Below are 19,032 nucleotides of genomic sequence, written 5' to 3' on the forward strand. Positions count from 1 at the left end.
GATGCGACGGATCGCGACGGTTCACCCCCGCGGAAGAGTCCCGCCAGGAATTCCCGGTCGGAGAGGAGCGATCGCCAGAAAGCTTAGCGGTTGTTCACGGGATGTACGGGTGAGCGCTCGACGCGGAGGCTCCTTTCACGCGCGAGGCGCGCGAGGGCCGCCCAGTCGATCGGCGCCACCCTCCTCGGCGCGGGAGGGATCGAGGCCATGTTCTCCCACATGTCCTTCGTGCCGAAGAGCCTCTCGACGACCGCCGGATCCTCGTCCCACGTGACGGGCACGAGGTCGTCGAGGCACGTCGTATCGACAGGGGCCTCGGGATCCGCGATGAACTTTGCCATCATCTGCGTGCCGCAGGGCGCCGCATCGGCGGTCTTCACGGGGGACTCGAACGTGACCACGTGCGGGCTCCAGGGCACCGCCACGAACGTCTGGTGGGGCGCGGTCAGCCTGCCGGCCGCCAGCTCCGCCAGGCCGATGGGCGTCTGCGGGTCGAGCAGGCCGTTCATCGCCAGGATGGGCACGGAGGAGCGCGGCCATTCGTTCCAGAACTTGTCGTGCGGATACCGCGGCCAGGCATCGTGGAGGTGGCCGATCTCCAGCGCTGCCCCCGGGCAGAAGTGCTGCGCATCGCAGCGCGCCTGGAGCTCGGCCGAGGTCGGGGCCGGTTCCTCCCATAGCTCGGAGAGGGCCACGTGCCTCCCCAGGACGTCCGAGGCCCGCGGCTCGCCGCCGTCGGCCTGCGAGGAGGAACCGCCCAGCGCCTGCATGTACTGGCCGACCACCTGCACGTCGCCCGCCTCGCAGCGGTCGATGCGGTAAGCGAGCGGGAAGAGGTGCGCCCGCAGGCTGCGCATCTGCGCGAAGGCCGGGGCGATCGACGCGAACAGCGCGACGTCGGTGCCGAGCTCCGAGCAGTGCCCCTTCGTGAGCTTGCCGAAGAGCGCGTCGAGCTTCGCCCAGGGATCGGGCCCGAGCTTCGCCCCGCAGACCGGATCGGCGGCGCAGATCGCGGACATGTCCTTTATCACGGGATCGAACTGCGTATCGTACAAGGACAGGTACTGCGCGCCCGGCGATACGACCGAGTCGAGGACCACGGCGTCGACCGCCTCGGGGTATTTCTGCAAGAAACGCAGCGCGCGCGCCGTCCCGTACGAGGCGCCGTAAAGGATCACCTTCTTGCCGTGCTCGCGCGTCCGATCGATGAGGCGCGCGAGATCGTCGGCGTCGGCTGACGTCGTGAAGTGCGCGAGATCGTCGCCCCACTGCGCCTTCAACGCCTGGATGCAGGCGGGCCACTCGCTCGCGCTGATCTCCGCCCCGTCCTCCGAGCTCGGGTCCTCCTGGACCGGGCATTCGAGGCGGCTCGAGAGCCCGACGCCGCGGTGCTCGAGCACGTACCAGTCCACATCGGGCATCACGCGCTCCCATAGCTGCTCGATGAAGCCCGTGAACATGTTGCCGGAGTCGCCGGGGCCACCTTGCAGGAGCCAGACCTGCGCCTTCGCCGCGCCGCCCGGCGCGAGGTGGCGCGACACGAAGACGGGCAGCGTCTCGCCGCCAGGCTTCGATGGATCGAGCGGCAGGGCGACCGTGGCGCACTCGGAGATGAAGTCGCCTGGGCAGCCTCCCCATTCGACCGCCGAGCTGCCGCCCGAGGCTCCACCGCCGCCGCTGCCAGGCTCGCCGCCGCCGCCGCCATCGCCGCCGCTGCTGGCCTCGGTGTTCGCCGGCGCCTCGTCGTTGTCGGGGCAGCCCGCGAGCAGGACCGAGGATCCGAGCAGCGCCGAGACAAGAACCGTCGAAAGGGCGCTTCGCGAGCGCGTCGTGGCTGCGCCGGCAACGCGCGTTCTCCGAGAAGTGACACAGTGGTGCAGAGATCTCATGATCGGCTCCTGGTCGTGTGCGGGCGCCCTGGGCTCACCGGCGCGGGCCGCCGGCTCGCGCCGACGAGCATTTTTGCGTCGATTGGAGGGCGCCGCTCCTGTTCGTATCTCTGTTCCCGGACTCGCGAGGTTCGTTCATGACTCGCCGCGAGAGCCACGCCGCGAGCGATGGGCGACGCCTCCGGGGCGGCCGGTGTGCAGCGGGAGCCCCGCAGGTGGGCCGGCTTGCATTGCAAGTCGCCGCAGGCACCTGCAGCGGTCCGCGGCGCGCCATGCACCCGCGCGATCGTGCGACATCGACGAAATCGTAAAAACCGTTGAACGGAGCCAAGCCGAGAGGGAACACACGGACATGGCGCTCAGCAAGCTCTCGATCCCGCTCTTCTGCATGGCATCTCTCGTCGCGGGTTGCCCGAACAACTCTTCCGAGGAGGGCGACGCGACGTACGACACGCTGCTCCACGAGGGGGTGGACAGGATCCAAGCGAGCGGCATTGTCGCCGTGCATGCGGAAATGCTCGAAGGCGACCGACGGATCCGTGCCCGCAGCGGCGTGGCGCAGCTCGACAGCGAGACGCCGGTCGACTTCGACAGCTACTTCCGGATGGGCAGCAACACAAAGACGTTCGTCGCCGTCGTCGTGCTGCAGCTCGCCGGTGAGGGAGCGCTGTCGCTGGACGACACGGTCGAGCAATGGCTGCCCGGCGTCGTGTCGGGCAACGGCAATGACGGCTCACGGATCACGATCCGCCAGCTGCTCCAGCACACGAGCGGCCTCTACAACTACACCGGTCCGGCCGAGCCGGACGGCCCGGATCCGCAGTCGGCCCTTGCCGTGCTGCGCTCCGCCGACGAGTACATGCAGCATCGGCTCGACCACATGGACGCGGAAGAACTCGTGGCGCTCGCCATGGCACACAAGCCGACCTTCGATCCGGGGACGCAGTGGGCCTACTCCAACACGAACTACGTGCTCGCCGGCATGATCATCGAGCGTGCCACCGGAAACCACTGGAGCGAGGAGGTCAAGGCGCGCATCCTCGATCCGCTCGGCCTCGACAACACGTTCGAGCCCGGCGATGAGCCTGATCTGCCTGCCCCGCACGCCGTGGCATACCAGCAGTACGAGGTCGACGGGCCGCTCATCGACGTCACGATCGCGAACCATACCATGGCCGGCGCCGCCGGATCCCTCGTCACGACCACCGCGGACCTCGCGAAGTTCTGGCGGGCGCTGACCGAAGGATCGCTGCTCGAGCCGGAGCAGATGGCGGAGCTCCACGAGACGGTCCCGGCGCCTGCCTTCGACCCGATCGCGCCCGGCACCGATTATGGCCTCGGCATCATGTGGATCCCGACCAGCTGCGGTGGAGGGTACTGGAGCCACGCCGGAGGCACGCTCGGGTACTCGACCCGGAACGCCGCGAGCGACGACGGCTCCCGCGTCATCGTGATGTCGCTGTCGACGTCGAGCGACGACCCCGAGGCCGCGTACGCCACGATCATCGATAGCTTCAAGATCATCGATCAGCTCATGTGCGCCGATTGATCTCGAAAGCGTGCGCGCCGAGGTGGAGCGCGCCGTCCGACGGACGGCTGGAGAGCTCACGCCGGGCGCTGGAAGTCGATCCCGAGTCGCTCCGTGGAGTCGTGGAGATCGGCCTCCGCCTCGCAGGAGCCGAACAGAACGCCCCGATCACCCGCACGCTTCAGGAAGGCGCCCGGTGTGAGCCCGACGAGCTCCCGGAAGTCGGCGATGAGGTGCGCCTGGTCGTAATAGCCCGCGTCGGCGGCGATGCGTACCCAGTCCTTCGAGGTCGCCGCCCTCCGCACGGCACGCTGCAGACGAACGGTCCGCGCGAAATCCTTCGGCCCGATGCCGACGCTCTCCGTGAAGGCGCGGCGAAGATGCCGCGCCGTGACGCCAAGCCGCTCCGCCACGCTCTCCACCCGAACCTCGTCTCCTTCGAGCAAGCGAACCGCGCGGCGAGCGAGCCGTGCCGATGCCGGTTCGAAGGTCTGCTGGGCACGAAGGGCGATCGCGTGGGAGAGTCGGTCAAGCACCTCCGGCAGGCTTCGCGCCGCAAGGAGCTCGAGGCAGAGGTCGCCGCCCGAACGGCCCCAGAGGTCTTCCAGCGGGACGATCCGGTCCGTCAGCGCGCTCGCTGCCACGCCCAGCAGCGGCGCCGACCAGCCTGGCTTGAACCGAACCATCACCGCCCGCGTGACGCCGGATGCGTTCTTGAACAGCGCCCGCGTCCGCGGGCCCGCGACGCACACATCCCCTTGCCGCCCCCCCTCGAGCACGCGAAAGACAAGGGTCGTTCTTCCGTCGGGCAGCCGCTCAACGTGAAGTGCGCTTCCTGCGACTGGCACGACAGCGCGAACGTCCTCCACGAAGCGGGAAAACGAGAACGTCAAGGCGGCAGCGTCCATCGTGCGCGGCACCCTCAACTTCTCGCACGTCCACTGCGGCCGTTCAAGCCGGCGCGGAAGGAACGATGAAAATGTCCGGTTCTTCCAATCGGAGGGCGGCGGCGGGAGGTACGCTTTTCACGGAGATCAACATCATGAGCGAACCGACTCCCGCAGCCCACGCCCCCAGCGCACCCACGCCGGTCCTCTCGGTCAGCCCAATCGTGCTGCCAGCCCCCGGCCGCGCCGTCGATCTGCAGGTGCGAGTCTCCGCGCCCGTGACCGGGAGCGAGCTGCCCATCCTCTTGCTCTCGCACGGCCACGGCCGCTCCAACCACCTCTCCTCATTGAACGGCTACGCCCCGCTCGCCAACTACTGGGCGGCACACGGCTTCGTCGTGATCCAGCCCACCCACCTCGACTCAAAGACGCTCACCCTCGACTCCGATGACCCCGATGCGCCTCTGTACTGGCGAGCGCGGGCCGAGGACATGAAGCGCATCCTCGACCAGCTCGACGCGATCGAGGGCGCCGTCGCCGCGCTCGCCGGGCGCCTGGACCGGAGCAAGGTGGCCGTCGTCGGGCACTCGATGGGCGGGCACACCGCGAGCCTGCTGCTTGGCGCGCGGCACAGGGATCCCCACGACGGAACGGAGGTGAACCTCGCCGAGCCCCGGATCAAGGCGGGCGTGCTGCTCGCCGCGCCCGGCAGAGGCGACGCCCTCAGCAAGTTCGCAGCCGAGAACTATCCCTTCTTCTCGAGCATCGACTTCTCCAGGATGACGACACCAGCGCTCGTGGTCGCCGGCGACAAGGACGACTCTGCCCACCTGACGGTCGCAGGCGCCGACTGGCACGCCGATCCATACTTCCTTTCCCCAAGCCCCAAGTCCCTGGTCACCCTGTTCGACGCAGGGCACGGGCTGGGCGGGGTCTCGGGATATGACGTCGCCGAGACCACGGACGAGAACCCCGAGCGAGTCGCTGCCGTCCAGCTCCTCACCTGGGCCTACCTCCGCACCGAGCTCTACCCCGGAGACACGGCCTGGCAGGAAGCGCAACACGCGCTGACCGGCGTAGCCAACCCGCTCGGGCGGGTCGAATCCAGATAGGCGAAGGAGGCCCACCCGCCGCGGACCAGCAGCACGAGCTGGCCACCCTCGACGATGAAGGGGTCGCCGGGCGGGTCGACGCGCTTCTGGAGGCAAACCGGCCTGCAGCTCGAGCGGGGAGTCCCCTGCCCCGGAAGAGGAGGAGCAGGACAACGACGCTCGGTCCGAGATCGGCCCGAGAGGGTCGGCTCGCTCGTCGCCGATCGCACAAATTCGATAAAGTTGGTAGACCTGGTTCAGAGGCGCTCATGAACTCCCGGGTCCAGACCAACATCCGCCGAACATCGTCGATTGTGATGGTGCTGTTGTTTTCCGCATGCAGCACAGAAATGGGCGACGGACCGTGGGCGGGCGCGGCGGGCGGGCCGACCCGCTTGACGGCCGAGGCGGCCATGCCGGCGCGCCCCGAGCCGCGCTCCACGGCGCCGACCTCGTCCCGATCAGCGCGCGCTGAGCAGCTCCCGCGGAATCGTCAACTTGCGCAGCCTCGAGCGGGTCTCCCGTGAGCGCCACGGCTCCGGACCCAGGACGAGCAGCCGCGCGGGCGCAGGAGCGCCGCGGGTCCATAGCCTGGTGCCTCACGAGCATCATCGTTGCCGTGGCGTTCTGCTCCCTGCTCACCTGGGGCGCTTCGGACTACTCCCTCGCCATCGACATCACGAAAGGCACGATCGCTATCTCGGCTGTCCTGTGCCTCCTCTACGAGGCTCGCCGCGCGCGTCAGCGCCGACCGATCGCAGAACGGTGGAAGAAGCGTGTCGCCGCCGGGCTGTCGATCATGGCCGTCGTCGTGTACTTCGACGGCTTTCGCTTCGCTTACCCCTCGTTCTATCACCGCTGGGAGTTCTATCACTACTACCTGGGGGCCAAGTACTTCCCCGAGATGGCCTACGATAACCTGTACAAGTGCACGGTCATCGCTCAGGACGAGATCGGGGTCGTCACCTATACGGACGACGTCACTGGTCAGCTGGTCACGCTCGACATGAGCGCTGAGGTGCGCCACCCGGACAGGAAGATCAGGAACCTTGGAGTAGACAACCTCCTCATCCTCGTGGCCGGGGTCCTGGCCTCTCCGGAGGAATGCAAGGCGCATTTCTCCTCCACGCGCTGGAGTGCTTTCAAGGCTGACGTGCAGTTCTTCCGCACGGCCTCGGAGAAGGACTACTGGGAGGCCATGGAGAGGGACCACGGGTACAACCCGCCGCCGGTCTGGACCGTCATGGGGCGGATCCTCGCCGAGCTTCACCCGGCGACGAAGGGGTACATGCAGCTCCTGACCTGCTTCGATAGTGCCTATCTGATCGGCGTCTTCGCTGCCCTCTACTGGGCCTTCGGGTGGCGCGTGTGCGCGCTGGCGGCGATCTTCTGGGGGTGCCAGTCGCCGGCGCCTTTCTTCTGGACGGGCGGCGCATTTCTGCGGCATGACTGGCTCTTCTTCGTCGTCCTTTCGGCCTGCCTGGTGCGGAAGAGGTACCCCAGGCTCGCCGGCGCGAGCATGGTCTACGCGGGCCTGCTGCGTATCTTCCCGGGCCTCGTCGTCATCGGGTGGCTCGTCGTCGCGGGGATCTATATCTTCCGGCACAGGCGCATGGCTCGATCGCACGTGCAGGTGCTCATCGGCGGCGTCCTCGCCGCGGCCGCGCTGCTCACCGTGAGCGTCGGCGTTTCGGGCAGCGACTCCTATCGCCGGTTCTACGAGCACACGCTCCGCGTGCACGACCGGACCCCTGTGACGAACCACATGGGCCTTCGCGTCCTCGTGGCCCACAAGTTCGGGACGGGGGTCGAGTCCGGCAGGATGAAGTACACGATGGACACTTCGCTGCTCGATCCATTCGAGACATGGAAGGAGATGCGCAGCGAACGCTACGCGAGGTACCGGTCCTTCGGCTACGCGGTCATCGCCGTGAGCTCGGGGTTCTTCGTCTATGTGTGCAGGAGCGTCCGCTCGCTCTGGGTGGCCGGGTGCCTGGGGCAGATATTCATCATTCTGCTGTCCCAGATCACCTGCTATTACTACACGTTCATGCTCTTGAGCGCCCCGCTCACCCGGCGGAGGCGGCAGCTCGAGATCCCCCTCCTCTGCCTCGCGGCGCTCAGCCAGGGGATCTGGAGGTGGACCTCCTGGAACGACGACAGGTACACGCTGCTCACCGTGGCGATGCTCGGGTTCTGTTACTTCCTGCTGTACGCCTTCACGAGGAAGGTGCGCCGCGCGGAGAGCCGTCAGGCCTTGGCCGCTGCTCCGTGACGCGGCGGCACGTCGGGCCGGAAGGCGCTTCGCCGCGACCTCGCTCCGTCATCATCGCCCGATCGTCATTTCGCGGATTCAATCACCACGGCACGCCCCCAGTCCCTGGGAGCGATTCTCCAGCGGCTCCTCGCGTCGAGCAGGGTCAGGAGCTCCTCGTCGAGCCGAGCGCGCGGCCAGCCCGCCTGCAACTTGCCAATCACGTCCGTCGCCCAGGCCAGCCTGGGGCTCGTAGCTCGGCGGCAGCGGGTTGCCCTCGGCGCCTACCGCATGCTCGGCAGCGGGGCCGACGCCGAGGACGTGGTGCAGGACGCGTACATCCGCTACCTGGCCAGCTGACCGCGCCGGTTGGCGCTTCATTGCAGCGTGCAGATAAGCCGCCGACCGCGCACGGAGTAGGCACCGTCGCGTTGCTCGATCCAGGCGACGAGCAGCTTGACGCCGAGCTGCGCGACGGTCGAGCCGAGGATCTGCGCGCTGCTGCCGTCCGGAAGGGAGAAGATGAGCTGGTTGGGGAGCACGCTCTCACCCGTTCGCGTAAACCAGCCCAGATTCACGATTTTCCCAGGGGGCGGCACCAACGTTAAATACACGTTTTCGCCGTCGCTCTCCACGGGGCCCGGGGGGTTATACTGGTTTACATTCTGGAGCTTGAAGACAGGGGTGAAGCCGGGCGGTGGGACCTGGACGAGCGACGAGAAGTCCTTCACGACGCCTATCTCCGCCGAGAGCGCGAGCCTCGGCGGCGGAACAAGGTGCGCGATCAAGAGCGTGACCCCATCGCCCTCGGGCAGCGGGAACGCCCCAAAGAAGGACTCCACCTCGTCAGGAGATGGGCTGAACTGGATCTGGTGCGCCACGCCGAGATCGGCCGTCGAGGCGCCCGTCCTGAAGAACGCTTCTCCGGTCGCGTTGTCATCCAACAGGAGGAGGTGCTGGCCGTTCGTGACCGTGTAGTAGTGGACGTTGAGCGAGGCATCGGTACGTGGGCCCTGGGCCACCAGGATCGGCGCAGGCTCGGCCGATCCACCGACGACGAGCGCTCGCGTCGAGCCGCCCGGCGCCGCGCAGGTCGCGGCGTAAAGGGTCTCGTCGCCCGCCTGGACGAACGCCATCGACGCTGCCACGTTGGGGCTCGAGCACGCCGGTGCGAGCGCGGGAAACCGCTGGAACGTCCCCTTGGATGAGACGCCGTCGGCGGTCGTGGGGAAGACGAGCTGCCCGATCTCGTACCCCACCCGGCCCTGAAGGATCACTTGCCCTTCCGACTCGCGGCCGGTGACGAAAGCCGCGCCGTTGGTGAAGGGGAACTCCGTCCTGGACCCGGCTGGCTCCCCGATCTCGTGCACCGTCCCGATCACGAGCCGGCTCGCGGTCTTGTCGATGACCGAGACAAATACGCGATCGGGTCCGCTCGCCAGCACGAGCGAGGAGGTGTCGACCTCATGGCCGCCGAGGTCTTCGGACGTGAGGATGTCGAACGGCTCGAGGTCGAGCGCGCACTTCGCCTCGGCCGGCTTGCAGACGCCGTCCTGACAGAGGCCGCTCGGGCACTCGGAAGAGACGGTGCACCCTTCGCCGCCGTTGCCTTCTTGGTTCAGCTCCGCGTCGGTGCGCACGCCCGCGAGGATCTGGCAGCCGGCGACGAGCAAAGCGCCCCCGGCAATGACGAGCCCCGAGGGTCGCATCTGGCGCATGTCAAAAACTACCTCGCAACGACAGCCCCGCTGTTCCCACCCGGGCCGGAGGCCCCAGGCGCACCTCCAGCACCGTCGGCGGCACTGCCTCGCTCGACGGCGCGGTCAGGAACACGACAAGGCCTGTGATGAGCACCGCGCCTCCCGCCGCGAACGCCACGTTGGAGATGTTGGCGGTCGTGTTGGCGTCCTGATGGAGCTTGACCCCCTCGGCGTCACAACGGGGAGGGTCGTCGTTTGTACACCCGTGCCGGTTACGCGCCTCGCTCATTTTCAAGAGCGTCTCGACACCGAACACAGCGCCCACCGCGATCCCGGCCAAGCTCACCCCGCCCAGCACGAGCCCCACGGTCCGCTGCGCGCTCCACGAGCTCGCCGCGGGCGCGGTGCTCGTGGCCGCAGACGCGCGCGCTACCCGCTCTGGCGTGGGCGCGGCGGGCGCTGCTGGCGTGGGCGCGTCCTCGAGCAGAGGGACGTGTACCGTTCTCTGCCCTGGCTCCGGCTCGACGAGCACCTTCGTGCTCCATGGCGTCTTGCCAGGCGCCACCACCTCGATCGTATGCTCGCCCGGATCGACCGGGATCGCCGAGCCGAACATCGCCGCGTCGAGCGGCTTCGTGTTGCGCCGCACCTCGAGCCCCTCGACCCAGGCCTCCGGCGCCACCTCGATGACGAGCCGCGAGAGCTGCGGCTCGAGGAGGCCCGCCCGCCGCCCCGCTTCCTGCGCGCGCCGCCGATCGCCCGCTTTGCGCGCCATCGCCTCGGCGTCGTTGAAGGTCGCCCAGGCGCTCGCCGTCTCACCATTGAGCTCGTAGCAATCCGCCAGGGCGAGCAGCGTCCCGGCCATCGGATCCATCCTCTGGCTGGCGGCGAGCTTCGAGCACCCCAGGGCGTGTCTGCCCTGCTTGATGAGCACGCGCCCCTCGCGGAAGAGCACATCGGCGGCCGCCCGGTCCTCGGCGGTCGGGTCCGCGAGGGCGCGCGGCGCGAACGACAGCGATAGGATCAGCGCGCTCGCAGCGATGACACTGGGCTTCATACGCATCGGGCCTGGGCCATGCACCGATCCGACTATATCGGCACCCCTCGTCGTTGTCCCAGCGGTTAGCGCCGTTCGTCGTACGAGAACGCTGGCTCAGGCTTCGGGGTGGGAGGGGTCTTGGCCGGGGGCTTCGCCCGCAGGGGGGGCCTCGTCGCCTTCAGCGTGGCGGTCGCCGCCGGCGAAGGCGAGGTGGGCTCCGCCTGCGCTTTCGCGCTCGCGACGTGAGAGGCGACCGCGGAGGGGGGAGCTTGGGGTTCAACGGGCGCGGCTGGGGCCGCGTTCGGCGCCCCGAAGGAGGCCGCCGGCGGGCCTATCGGTGCCGGGGATCGCGCCCCCTCCTGCCCCCGCCCGGCGATCACCGCGAGCGCGGCGCCGGCGACGAACGCGCCGGCGAGGAGAAGGGGAACCCGATAGCGCGGCTTCGCCAGCGGCACCCCGAAGGGCGAGTTGGCGCTGCTGGGCGAGGACGAGGTGAGCGCTGTCTCCGCCACGGAATTCGGCGGGCGCAGCGCGATCGGCCCTGCTGGCTCGGCGCTCACCGGCGGCGGGGAGACCTCCACGCGGCGCGCCCTCGGCGCGTCCTTGGCTCCCGACGAAGGCGACCGCGGCATGTCGAGCACCCGCGAAACCCGCTCCGGATAGCCCCGCGCTCGCGCGGGCGCGTGAGGCGCGAGGGCGCCGGCGAATGCTGCCACGTCGTTCCAGCGCTGCTCGCGATCGTGCGCCAAACACCGCAGGATCACCGCGTCGAGCTCCGGGGGCACGTCGCTCCGGCGCTCGCGGAGCGGCGTAGGCTGCGCCGCGAGCATGCGCCCGTAGAACTCAGCCATGGTCTCCGCGTGAAACGGCGTCTGCCCGGCGATGAGCTCATACAAGAGGACGCCGAGAGCCCAGAGGTCGGTGCGCGCGTCGACGTCCTTCGGCGAGCTCATCTGCTCGGGTGACATGTAGTAGGGGGAGCCGAGCTGCTGGTCGTCGTCGGTGAGGGCGAGGTCCGCGCCGCTGATCTTCGAGATGCCGAAGTCGAGGACCTTGATGCACGGCGAGCCGCTGACGTCCTGCGTGACGAAGAGGTTCGCCGGCTTCAGGTCGCGGTGCACGATCCCGGCGGCGTGCGCCTCGCCGACGGCTTCACACGTTTGTAGGACGTACTCCACGGCGTCGTCGAGCGAGAGCGACCCGCTCTCCACAAGCAATGCGGCGAGATCACGCCCTTCGAGGAATTCCATGACGATGTACGGCGCCCCGCCTTCGAGGGCACCGACGTCGAACACGCGGGCGACGTGCTGGCTGCGCAGCCGCACCGCCGCGCGCGCCTCGCGCAAGAAGCGCTCGCGCGCGTCGGCGGTGACGTGGTGAGCCGAGCGCATGAACTTGACGGCGACGCGCTGGCCGAGCTCGACGTGGACCGCCGCGATGACGACCCCCATGGCCCCCGCGCCGAGCAGACGCTCCACGCGGTACTTGCCCGCCAGGAGGTCGCCGGGCCGGACCGGGGCTTTGGTCATGGCTCGCCATGTGGTCTCAGCGGCTCCGGGAGGTCAAGCGTCGCTTGACGGGCTCGCGTGCGCTCCGCCGCCCTAAAGCTCGCTGGCGACCCCCGCAACCCCGGGGGAGATGACGACGCGGGGCGATCGAGCGGACCGGCCCCTCCTCACCCGGGCTCGCCGGGGAGGGCGATGTGCTTCTCGCGAAACGCCGCGAGCACCCGCTCTGTCAGGGTGGTCGCGTACTCCGCCTCGTACTTCACGTCGAGCACATAGGCCTTGGCGACCAGGCGCACCGTGGCGACCTCGCTCAGGATCTGGCTCGTGACCACGCACCACGGCCTGCCGAGGAACACGTAGCGGTTGCTGGTGATGCACTCCTCGACGATGCGCCTGGCGATCGCGATGTCCTGCGCGGAGCTGATGAAGAACTCCACCGGGATCAGCATGTCGAGCCGCCCGTGGTTGGCCGACGCGACCGCCTCGGTCAGGAACTTGTTATTCGGTATCGTGACGACGTGGTTGTCGAGGGTGATGATGCGCACGGAGCGCAGACCCATCGACGTGACCTCGCCATAGAACGCATCGAACTTGACTCGATCGCCGACCTGGAAGGGGCGATCGACGATGAGCGTCACGCCGGCGAGGACCGACGCGGCGAGATCCTTCAGCGCGAAGCCGATGGTGACCGCAACCGTCCCGGTCAGGGCCAGGATCACCTCCCGGGAGAGGTTGATCGAGGCGCCGATGGCGATCGCGATACCACCTATGTAAAGGAAGAACCGGAGCAGGGTCGCGACGCGTCGCCCCGGGCCAGGATGGCGACGATGCGGCCGAAGGTGAGCCACGAGCAGGACGCGCGCGCGGCCGCGGCGCCGAGCAGCGCCGTGTGGATCGGCGAGCGGCGCGCGGCGGTCAGCCCCTCGGCGGGGAAGGTGCCGTCGCGGTCGTATCGGGCCGCGTTCTCGGCGAGGATTGCCGAGATCCGCTCGGCCTCGGCGAGGAGCTCGTCGTCCTGCCTCGCGTCCTTCGACGGCGCTCTCGCCGGTGCGGAGAGAGCAGCCCTCCACGGCGGCGCAGTTCATGCTGCGGAAGATCGAGGGGGTGGAGCGGATAGGGTCCGTCGCCAGCGGCTAAATTGCCGGTCGCGGTCGGGATGGCCCTTGTCGCGTGTGCGGTGCGGACTCTCGCTCCGCTATGCTGCCTCCGTTTTTCCCCTCCTTCCTGCCCGAAACCTCCATGCCTGACCGATCCGCTCGCCAGAGGCTCGAACGCCCTCCGCTCATCCATACGCGCGATCTGGAGGCGGCCCGCGTGCTCCTCGCGACGGTCTACGGCGACCTCACCGCCGACGTCGTCGGCCGCGGTCACCGTTTCGAGTGGCGTGTCACCCCCGTCGACATGGGGCCTGTCGCCCTCTTCTCGGGCGTCGTCGCCTCCGGCATGTGCCTGCGCGGCGTGACCTCGGGCTACACCGTCAGCATGGCGACCGGCGGCTCGGTACGGGCGACCTCGTCGGAGAACGCGGCGGAGATCGCCCCGGGTCGGAGCGCCGCCGTGTTCTCGCCGGGGGCCCGGTCGGAATGGAGCACGGAGGGCCCGGCCCGCCCCATGAACCTCCGCGTCGACGCCCGCTATCTCGAGGCGCAGCTCGAGGCGCTCACCGGCGTGGCCATCCGCGGGCCCCTTGCTTTCTCGCTGTCGATGCCCACCACGGACGGCCCCGGGACCTTCCTGGCGCGGCTCTGCCGCTTCCTCTCCACGGAGACCGAGCAGGCCGGGCGAGCCCTCGGCCACCCCGTGGTGATGGCCAGCCTCGGCGAGGCGGTGGCGCGCGCGCTGCTCTTCGGGCAGCCCCACGATCACGCCCACCTCCTGGAGAAGGCAGCGCCGCCGTCGAGCCGGAGCGTGGTGCGGCTCGTCGAGGAGTACCTCGACGCCCACGCGGAGGGCCCGATCGGCACCGCCGATCTGACCAGGCTCGCGGGCGCGAGCATGGCCTCGATCGACGAAGCCTTCTTTGCCCATCGGGGCGCCACCCCGTGGGACTTCCTCCGCAAGAGGCGCCTCCTCCTGGCGCGGGAGCGCCTGCTCCTGGCCGAGCCGGGCGAGACGGCGGCGAGCGTGGCCCACGCTGCCGGCTACCTGCGCGTGGAGCGCTTCGGCGCCGCCTATGCCGCGGAGTTCGGCGAGACCCCGGCCGAGACGAGGCGGCGCGGGCTCCTCGCGGCCGAGGCGCCGCCGAGCCCGCGGCCCCGAGCGACGAGCCCGTCCCCGCGAGGAGCGGAGGCGGCGACCGTCTTCCTTGTGCACCGGGATCCCTCCTGGCGCGGGGCCGCGGCCGGGCTGCTCCAGGAGGCGGGGCACGCAGTGCAGGCGTTCGCGTCGTCGCTCGCCTTCCTGGAGGCCGCGCGCGGGGTGGGAGCGGGCTGCGTGGTGCTCGACGTCCAGCTCCCCGATTTGAACGGCCTGGAGGTGAGGGCCCTCCTGCGCGAGGAAGGGTGCGCGCTCCCCGTGGTCTTCACGAGCGACGACGGGGACGTGACGGTGGCGGTGGAGGCGATGAAGGCGGGCGCCGTGGACTTCCTCGCCGAGCCCCTCGACGCGGAGGCCCTGCTCGCCGCCGTGGCGCGCGCCCTGGCCCGCGACGCGGAGGCGCGGGCGGCGCGCGCCGAGGTGGAGGCGCTCGCCGCCCGGCTCGCGGCGCTCTCGCCGCGCCAGCGCGAGGTGTGCGAGCGGGTGGCGCGGGGGATGTTGAACAAGCAAATCGCGACGGAGCTCGGGATCTCCATGTCGGCCGTGCGGCTCTACCGGTCGGAGGGGATGGAGAAGCTCGGGGTGGCGTCGGCTGCCGAGCTGGCGAGCCTTTTCGCGAGGCTCGAGCGGGGCACGGGGGGAGGCGGGGGGTAGGGATGCTGCTTGCCCCCGTGACCGAGGCACAACAGCGCTGCGCCGGTGGCTGCAAGCTTTCTCATCCTCATCTCCGTAGGTGGATTCGTGGTCTCAACCTAGAGACCTACACCCGGAATGGCCGGTAGCGGCACCTTGCGCCGGCACGTCCGAGGTCGCGACCTGGATCGTGACCAGCTTTCGGAAGCACAGGCTCTCGTGGTAACGTAAAGGTCTGCCGGCGACCTGCTCCAGCGAGCCCGCCGTTGCCTGAAACAAGGAGGTCGCTCGGATGACACGCAGCGTTCAGCTTCGGATCTTTCTCATCGCTTCTTTCTCTCTCTTGCTCTCGTTCGCCGGGATCCGCCCGGGCGCCGCCCAGTCGAGCTTGCCCTACTGGACCGAGCTTCCGCAGGGCGGCGCCACCCCCGACGCCATCTGGGACGGCGCGAGCGCCTATCACGACGGCCTCTTCTACATCTTCGGCGGGTTGAACGGGACCTACCCGGATGACGAGGCCGTGGCCGCTTTCAGCGCCTTCGACGTCGACACGCTGACCTGGTACGACCTCGGCCAGTACCCGGGCGGGCCGTCCGCCAGGGCCGAGTCGATGATGTGGTGCGTCGCCGAGGAGGACGCGCTGATCGTCTCCGGCGGGAGAGGTCCTTTCCGGCGCGGGCTCGACCTCACGCACCAGGACACGTTCCGGTTCGATCCGGTGCACGGGTGGACGCAGATCGCGCAGAGCGCGGCCGAGATCGGGCGCGCCAACCGCTCCACGGAGGCGGTCGCCGTGCGCAAGAAGGGGAAGCACAAGACCGTCGCGTACGCCTTCTCGGGCTCTTCGTCGACGCTGCCGGCCTTCATCAACCGCCCTGACGGCCTCCAGCACGACATGGTCCGCTACAAGAACGGCTGGAAGCAGGTCGCGACCGGCTCGCCCGCCCCGCGCGCTCGAGCCCACCATCCGCTCGTCTACGCCGAGGGCTGGAACGCCCTGCTCGTCTACGGGGGATACACGAACGACGCGGTGAACGGGACCGGCGTTTTCACGCCGGAGAACTACCTCGGCGACCTCTGGATGTTCGACGTCGACACGGAGACCTGGGATCAGCTCGTCTTCGACGAGGCCGCCGGACCGGGCCACCGCGACAACGCGAAGCTGATCGCCGATGAGCACAGCGACGGCATCTGGCTCTTCGGGGGCAGCCAGTTCGACGGGTCCACCCTGTCCGATCTCTGGTACTTCGATCTCCACACAGGGACCTGGACGCGCGTGGACACCGCAATGACGGGGCCGGCGCCGGCGCCGAGGTTCGGCCAGTTCTACTTCACTCGCAGGACCGCCACGGCCTACGAGCTCTACCTCTTCGGGGGAGCGACAGCGGAGTTCGCGCCGGTGCTGCTCAACGACATGTGGAGATTGACCATCCCCCTCGGCTGCGGCGGCTGATCGCGAGCGAGCCCGGTGGGCTCACGCCTGGACGATCGGCGCTCTCAGGTTACCACGAGAGCCTGCACCTCCGAAAGCTGGATCACGATCCAGGTCGCAACCTCGGACGTGCTGACGTAGGGTGCAGCTCGCGGCGGGCACGCGGCATCTCCGCTGCCATACTGATGCTCGCCGCGCTCTTGAATTCAGAATCAAGTCCCAGCCGGGTGGACCTCGACGATTGCCCACCCGGCCGGCCGCACGTCAAGGAGATCTTCATGCGTACATTGTTCCGCGGCGCCGCCGCTTTCATCGCTGTCTTGATCACCGCTGCGCCCCTGTCCGCGGCGGGCAACTCGATCCGGTTCGCGCGGGCGCAGCCCGAGGGGACGGTCGTCACCGTCAAGGGCGTCGTGTCTGTCCCCTCGGGCGCGTTCGCGCCCAACGACCAGGGGTTCGCCATCCAGCGCGGGCGCTCGGGGATCTATATCCACGACGCGCTGGGCGGGACCTATGCGCTCGGCCAGGAGGTCGTGGTGACCGGCACGGTGGCGAACAGCTACGGCCAGGTCCTCGGCGTCCAGCCCACGGACATCGCCGTCTCCGGCTCCCATCCAGTCCACCCGGCGAAGCCAATCGACACGGGCGACGTGGGTGAGGATTCCGAGGGGACCCTCGTCCGCATCGGAGGCACGGTGGTGGACGAGGTCTTCGACGACGGGGAGTATGGCTACCGGTTCCACGTCGACGACGGCTCGGGCGAGGTCACTGTGTTCGTCTATACCGGGACCGGCATCGACGTGAGCGGCATCGCCCTGGGGGACGACGTGGAGATCACCGGGTTCAGCGGCCAGTTCCTCGATCACTACGAGGTGACCCCGCGTGTCCCCTCGGACATCGAGGAGCTCCCCTGAGCCTGCCTCGGGACGACGAGGCCTGATGGCCTCTCTTGCCTCCTCGGCGCACGACCGGGCACCGTGTCGTCCAAGAACGAACCGTCGGTCGCCCCCAGGCGCTGTACCCAGGAATCGCCTTGCTTTCGAGCGTGGCACCGGGTCTGCTTGGAGGCGTTCGCCCGCTCGGTAGGGCGAGGAGGCATTGGACCATGCGCAAGGTGTGGGCGGCTACGGTGATGGCGGCGGCGGCGCTGACGACAGCGCCACGACCTGTTGAGGCGTGCGGCGGATTCTTCTGCGGACGACAGCCGGTGGACCAGACCGCGGAGCGGATCGTGTTCGCGACGAACCAGGACGGTTCGGTCACGATGGTGACGCAGATCCAGTATGCGGGCGCGGCGCCGGACTTCGCCTGGGTGGTTCCGCTCGCCGAGGTGCCGGCGGTGGAGAGCCTTGATGTGTTCCCGCAGCTTGCGCTCACCGCCCTCGATACAGCGACGGGCCCGCAGTTCCAGTGGCCCGACGACCCGAGCTGCTCCCCCCCCGTGTTCGCGGATGACGGGCCCACCTCGGGCAGCACCGACGACGGCGGCGTCACGGTGCACATCCGGGAAGAGGTCGGGCCGTACGACGTGGCCGTGATCGAGTCGACCGATCCCACGGCGCTCATCGAATGGCTTCGCAGCAACGACTTCCGCGTCAACGACGCGATGGCGCCGTACATCGGCATCTATACGAGCGAGGGGATGAAGTTCCTCGCGCTGCGGCTCCAGCCGGACGCCGAGATCAGCGACATCCAGCCGTTCCGCTTCACGCTTCCGTCCGGGTCGCCGTCGATCCCGATCCGGCTGACGGCGATCGCGGCCGAGCCGGAGATGGGCATCACCGTGATGGTCCTCGGCGACCGGCGCTATGGGCCGGCCAACTGGCCGGACATCGAGATCGACGACAACCAGATCGTCTGGAATCCGTACGATTGGCCGACGCAGACGAACTGGACGGCGCTCGTCGCGCGCAGCGTCGACGAGGCCGGCGGCCGCGGCTTCGTCACGGAGATGAGCGGACCGACGGCCAGCATCGCCGAGCAGGTCCGCAACACGATGAGCTCGGACGAGGCGCAGATGGCCGCGCGCGACGCGCTGCTGCCGCTTCTGGAGGGCAACACGACCATCACCCGGCTCTATACCCGCCTGTCACCCGAGGAGATGACCGTCGATCCGATCTTTCGGCGCACCGACGGTCCCGAGGTATCGAACGTCCGCATGCTCGCGCGCCACGTCGACGGCCGCGACATGTGCGTGAGCGCTCCGGGCCCCGAGTCTGCCGCCGCGTCGGCGTGCGACTTTGCGGCGTGCGGCGCAGGCGGCCTGTGCCGCGTCGTCGAGGTCGCAGGCGGCACCCAGCCTGTGGCCGCCTGCGCGTGCGTGCCCGGGACGACCGCGCGCACCACGTTCGATCCGTCGGGTCGGCCGACGGTGACCTGCCAGGACCTCCGCATGTCGTTCCTCAACCCGGGTGACCGGGCGCTGCCTGACGCGCCGCCGCTGGCGGATCCCTGTGCGACGTTCGATTGCGGCCCGCACGGCGAGTGCGTGCCCATGAACATGACGCCGACCTGCCGCTGTTCGACGGGCTATGTGGCGGTGGGCGCCATCGCCGGCGACGGCAGCCGGGAGACGACCTGCGTGCTTCCCGACGAGCCCGTCCCCGCGTCCTTCTACAACCGGCGCGTCCCGCACCTGCCCGATTCGCTGCCGGGTGGCCGACCGGTCGATGTGCCGCCGCCCGCCGTCGAGGCCACGGCTTCTGGAGGCTGCAACGCCGGCGGCCATGCTGGCCGTGCCGGTGGCCTCGGCGGCGCGCTGCTCGGGCTGCTGCTTGCTGTGCGCCGCCGCCGGCGCTCCTAGGAGCGCCACGCC

14 protein-coding genes are annotated in these 19,032 nt (G+C 69.3%); 8 read left to right on the forward strand and 6 right to left on the reverse strand.

Features of this window, described 5'->3' with window-relative positions:
* Nucleotides 1-83: 83 nt before the first annotated feature.
* A complete protein-coding gene (locus WME75_RS35150) occupies nt 84-1,889 on the reverse strand; it encodes an alpha/beta hydrolase (protein WP_437480133.1) in 1,806 nt (601 codons plus the stop codon).
* 352 nt (nt 1,890-2,241) lie between these two features.
* Here WME75_RS35150 and WME75_RS35155 point away from each other — a divergent pair, with 352 nt between their 5' ends.
* Complete coding sequence (locus WME75_RS35155) at nt 2,242-3,438, forward strand: serine hydrolase domain-containing protein (protein WP_437480136.1); 1,197 nt, start codon at nt 2,242-2,244, stop codon at nt 3,436-3,438.
* A gap of 56 nt (nt 3,439-3,494) precedes the next feature.
* Here the strand turns inward: WME75_RS35155 and WME75_RS35160 are convergent, their stop codons facing one another.
* Nucleotides 3,495-4,337 carry a helix-turn-helix domain-containing protein gene (locus tag WME75_RS35160; protein ID WP_437480138.1) on the reverse strand — a complete coding sequence of 281 codons (843 nt, stop codon included), beginning with the start codon at nt 4,335-4,337 and terminating at the stop codon, nt 3,495-3,497.
* A gap of 122 nt (nt 4,338-4,459) precedes the next feature.
* Between WME75_RS35160 and WME75_RS35165 the strand changes: the two genes are divergently transcribed.
* From WME75_RS35165 to WME75_RS35175, 3 genes are all read left to right on the forward strand, one after another.
* Nucleotides 4,460-5,416: an alpha/beta hydrolase family protein gene (locus tag WME75_RS35165; protein WP_437480141.1), complete on the forward strand. Its 957-nt coding sequence runs from the start codon at nt 4,460-4,462 to the stop codon at nt 5,414-5,416.
* Nucleotides 5,417-6,014: 598 nt separating this feature from the next.
* Complete coding sequence (locus WME75_RS35170; RefSeq protein WP_437480144.1) at nt 6,015-7,670, forward strand: hypothetical protein; 1,656 nt, start codon at nt 6,015-6,017, stop codon at nt 7,668-7,670.
* 270 nt (nt 7,671-7,940) lie between these two features.
* Nucleotides 7,941-8,009: a hypothetical protein gene (locus tag WME75_RS35175; protein ID WP_437494986.1), complete on the forward strand. Its 69-nt coding sequence runs from the start codon at nt 7,941-7,943 to the stop codon at nt 8,007-8,009.
* A gap of 17 nt (nt 8,010-8,026) precedes the next feature.
* On the opposite strand, the gene WME75_RS35180 is transcribed toward WME75_RS35175, so the two are convergent.
* The 4 genes from WME75_RS35180 to WME75_RS35195 all read right to left on the reverse strand — a co-directional run bounded on the left by WME75_RS35180 (nt 8,027) and on the right by WME75_RS35195 (nt 12,744).
* Nucleotides 8,027-9,367, reverse strand: a complete 1,341-nt coding sequence (locus tag WME75_RS35180) for a hypothetical protein (RefSeq protein WP_437480146.1) — start codon at nt 9,365-9,367, stop codon at nt 8,027-8,029.
* A gap of 1 nt (nt 9,368) precedes the next feature.
* Entirely contained in the window at nt 9,369-10,406 is a 1,038-nt protein-coding gene (locus WME75_RS35185) for a hypothetical protein (protein ID WP_437480148.1), read from the reverse strand.
* A gap of 65 nt (nt 10,407-10,471) precedes the next feature.
* Complete coding sequence (locus WME75_RS35190; protein ID WP_437480150.1) at nt 10,472-11,917, reverse strand: protein kinase domain-containing protein; 1,446 nt, start codon at nt 11,915-11,917, stop codon at nt 10,472-10,474.
* A 146-nt stretch (nt 11,918-12,063) separates the two neighbouring features.
* The gene (locus WME75_RS35195) at nt 12,064-12,744 is read right to left on the reverse strand and encodes a mechanosensitive ion channel family protein (RefSeq protein ID WP_437480153.1); all 681 of its coding nucleotides are present in this window, start codon (nt 12,742-12,744) and stop codon (nt 12,064-12,066) included.
* Between the two features lie 391 nt (nt 12,745-13,135).
* Between WME75_RS35195 and WME75_RS35200 the strand changes: the two genes are divergently transcribed.
* The 4 genes from WME75_RS35200 (at nt 13,136) to WME75_RS35215 (ending at nt 19,020) form a co-directional block, all read left to right on the forward strand.
* Entirely contained in the window at nt 13,136-14,806 is a 1,671-nt protein-coding gene (locus WME75_RS35200; RefSeq protein ID WP_437480156.1) for a response regulator, read from the forward strand.
* Nucleotides 14,807-15,077: 271 nt separating this feature from the next.
* Complete coding sequence (locus WME75_RS35205; protein WP_437480159.1) at nt 15,078-16,238, forward strand: Kelch repeat-containing protein; 1,161 nt, start codon at nt 15,078-15,080, stop codon at nt 16,236-16,238.
* 257 nt (nt 16,239-16,495) lie between these two features.
* Nucleotides 16,496-17,131: a hypothetical protein gene (locus WME75_RS35210; protein ID WP_437480162.1), complete on the forward strand. Its 636-nt coding sequence runs from the start codon at nt 16,496-16,498 to the stop codon at nt 17,129-17,131.
* A gap of 218 nt (nt 17,132-17,349) precedes the next feature.
* Nucleotides 17,350-19,020 (forward strand): DUF2330 domain-containing protein, encoded by a 1,671-nt coding sequence (locus WME75_RS35215; protein WP_437494988.1) that lies wholly within the window; start codon nt 17,350-17,352, stop codon nt 19,018-19,020.
* The last annotated feature ends 12 nt before the right edge of the window (nt 19,021-19,032 follow it).

It is taken from the genome of Sorangium sp. So ce1014 (genome assembly GCF_051521505.1).
GTDB lineage: Bacteria > Myxococcota_A > Polyangia > Polyangiales > Polyangiaceae > Sorangium.

Coding starts and splice junctions, on each gene's coding strand:
- WME75_RS35150 (WP_437480133.1), bottom strand. CDS start 1,889: ATGAGATCTCTGCACCACTGTGTCACTTCTCGGAGAACGCGCGTTGCC.
- WME75_RS35155 (WP_437480136.1), top strand. CDS start 2,242: ATGGCGCTCAGCAAGCTCTCGATCCCGCTCTTCTGCATGGCATCTCTC.
- WME75_RS35165 (WP_437480141.1), top strand. CDS start 4,460: ATGAGCGAACCGACTCCCGCAGCCCACGCCCCCAGCGCACCCACGCCG.
- WME75_RS35180 (WP_437480146.1), bottom strand. CDS start 9,367: ATGCGCCAGATGCGACCCTCGGGGCTCGTCATTGCCGGGGGCGCTTTG.
- WME75_RS35185 (WP_437480148.1), bottom strand. CDS start 10,406: ATGAAGCCCAGTGTCATCGCTGCGAGCGCGCTGATCCTATCGCTGTCG.
- WME75_RS35190 (WP_437480150.1), bottom strand. CDS start 11,917: ATGACCAAAGCCCCGGTCCGGCCCGGCGACCTCCTGGCGGGCAAGTAC.
- WME75_RS35200 (WP_437480156.1), top strand. CDS start 13,136: ATGCCTGACCGATCCGCTCGCCAGAGGCTCGAACGCCCTCCGCTCATC.
- WME75_RS35205 (WP_437480159.1), top strand. CDS start 15,078: ATGACACGCAGCGTTCAGCTTCGGATCTTTCTCATCGCTTCTTTCTCT.
- WME75_RS35210 (WP_437480162.1), top strand. CDS start 16,496: ATGCGTACATTGTTCCGCGGCGCCGCCGCTTTCATCGCTGTCTTGATC.
- WME75_RS35215 (WP_437494988.1), top strand. CDS start 17,350: ATGGCGGCGGCGGCGCTGACGACAGCGCCACGACCTGTTGAGGCGTGC.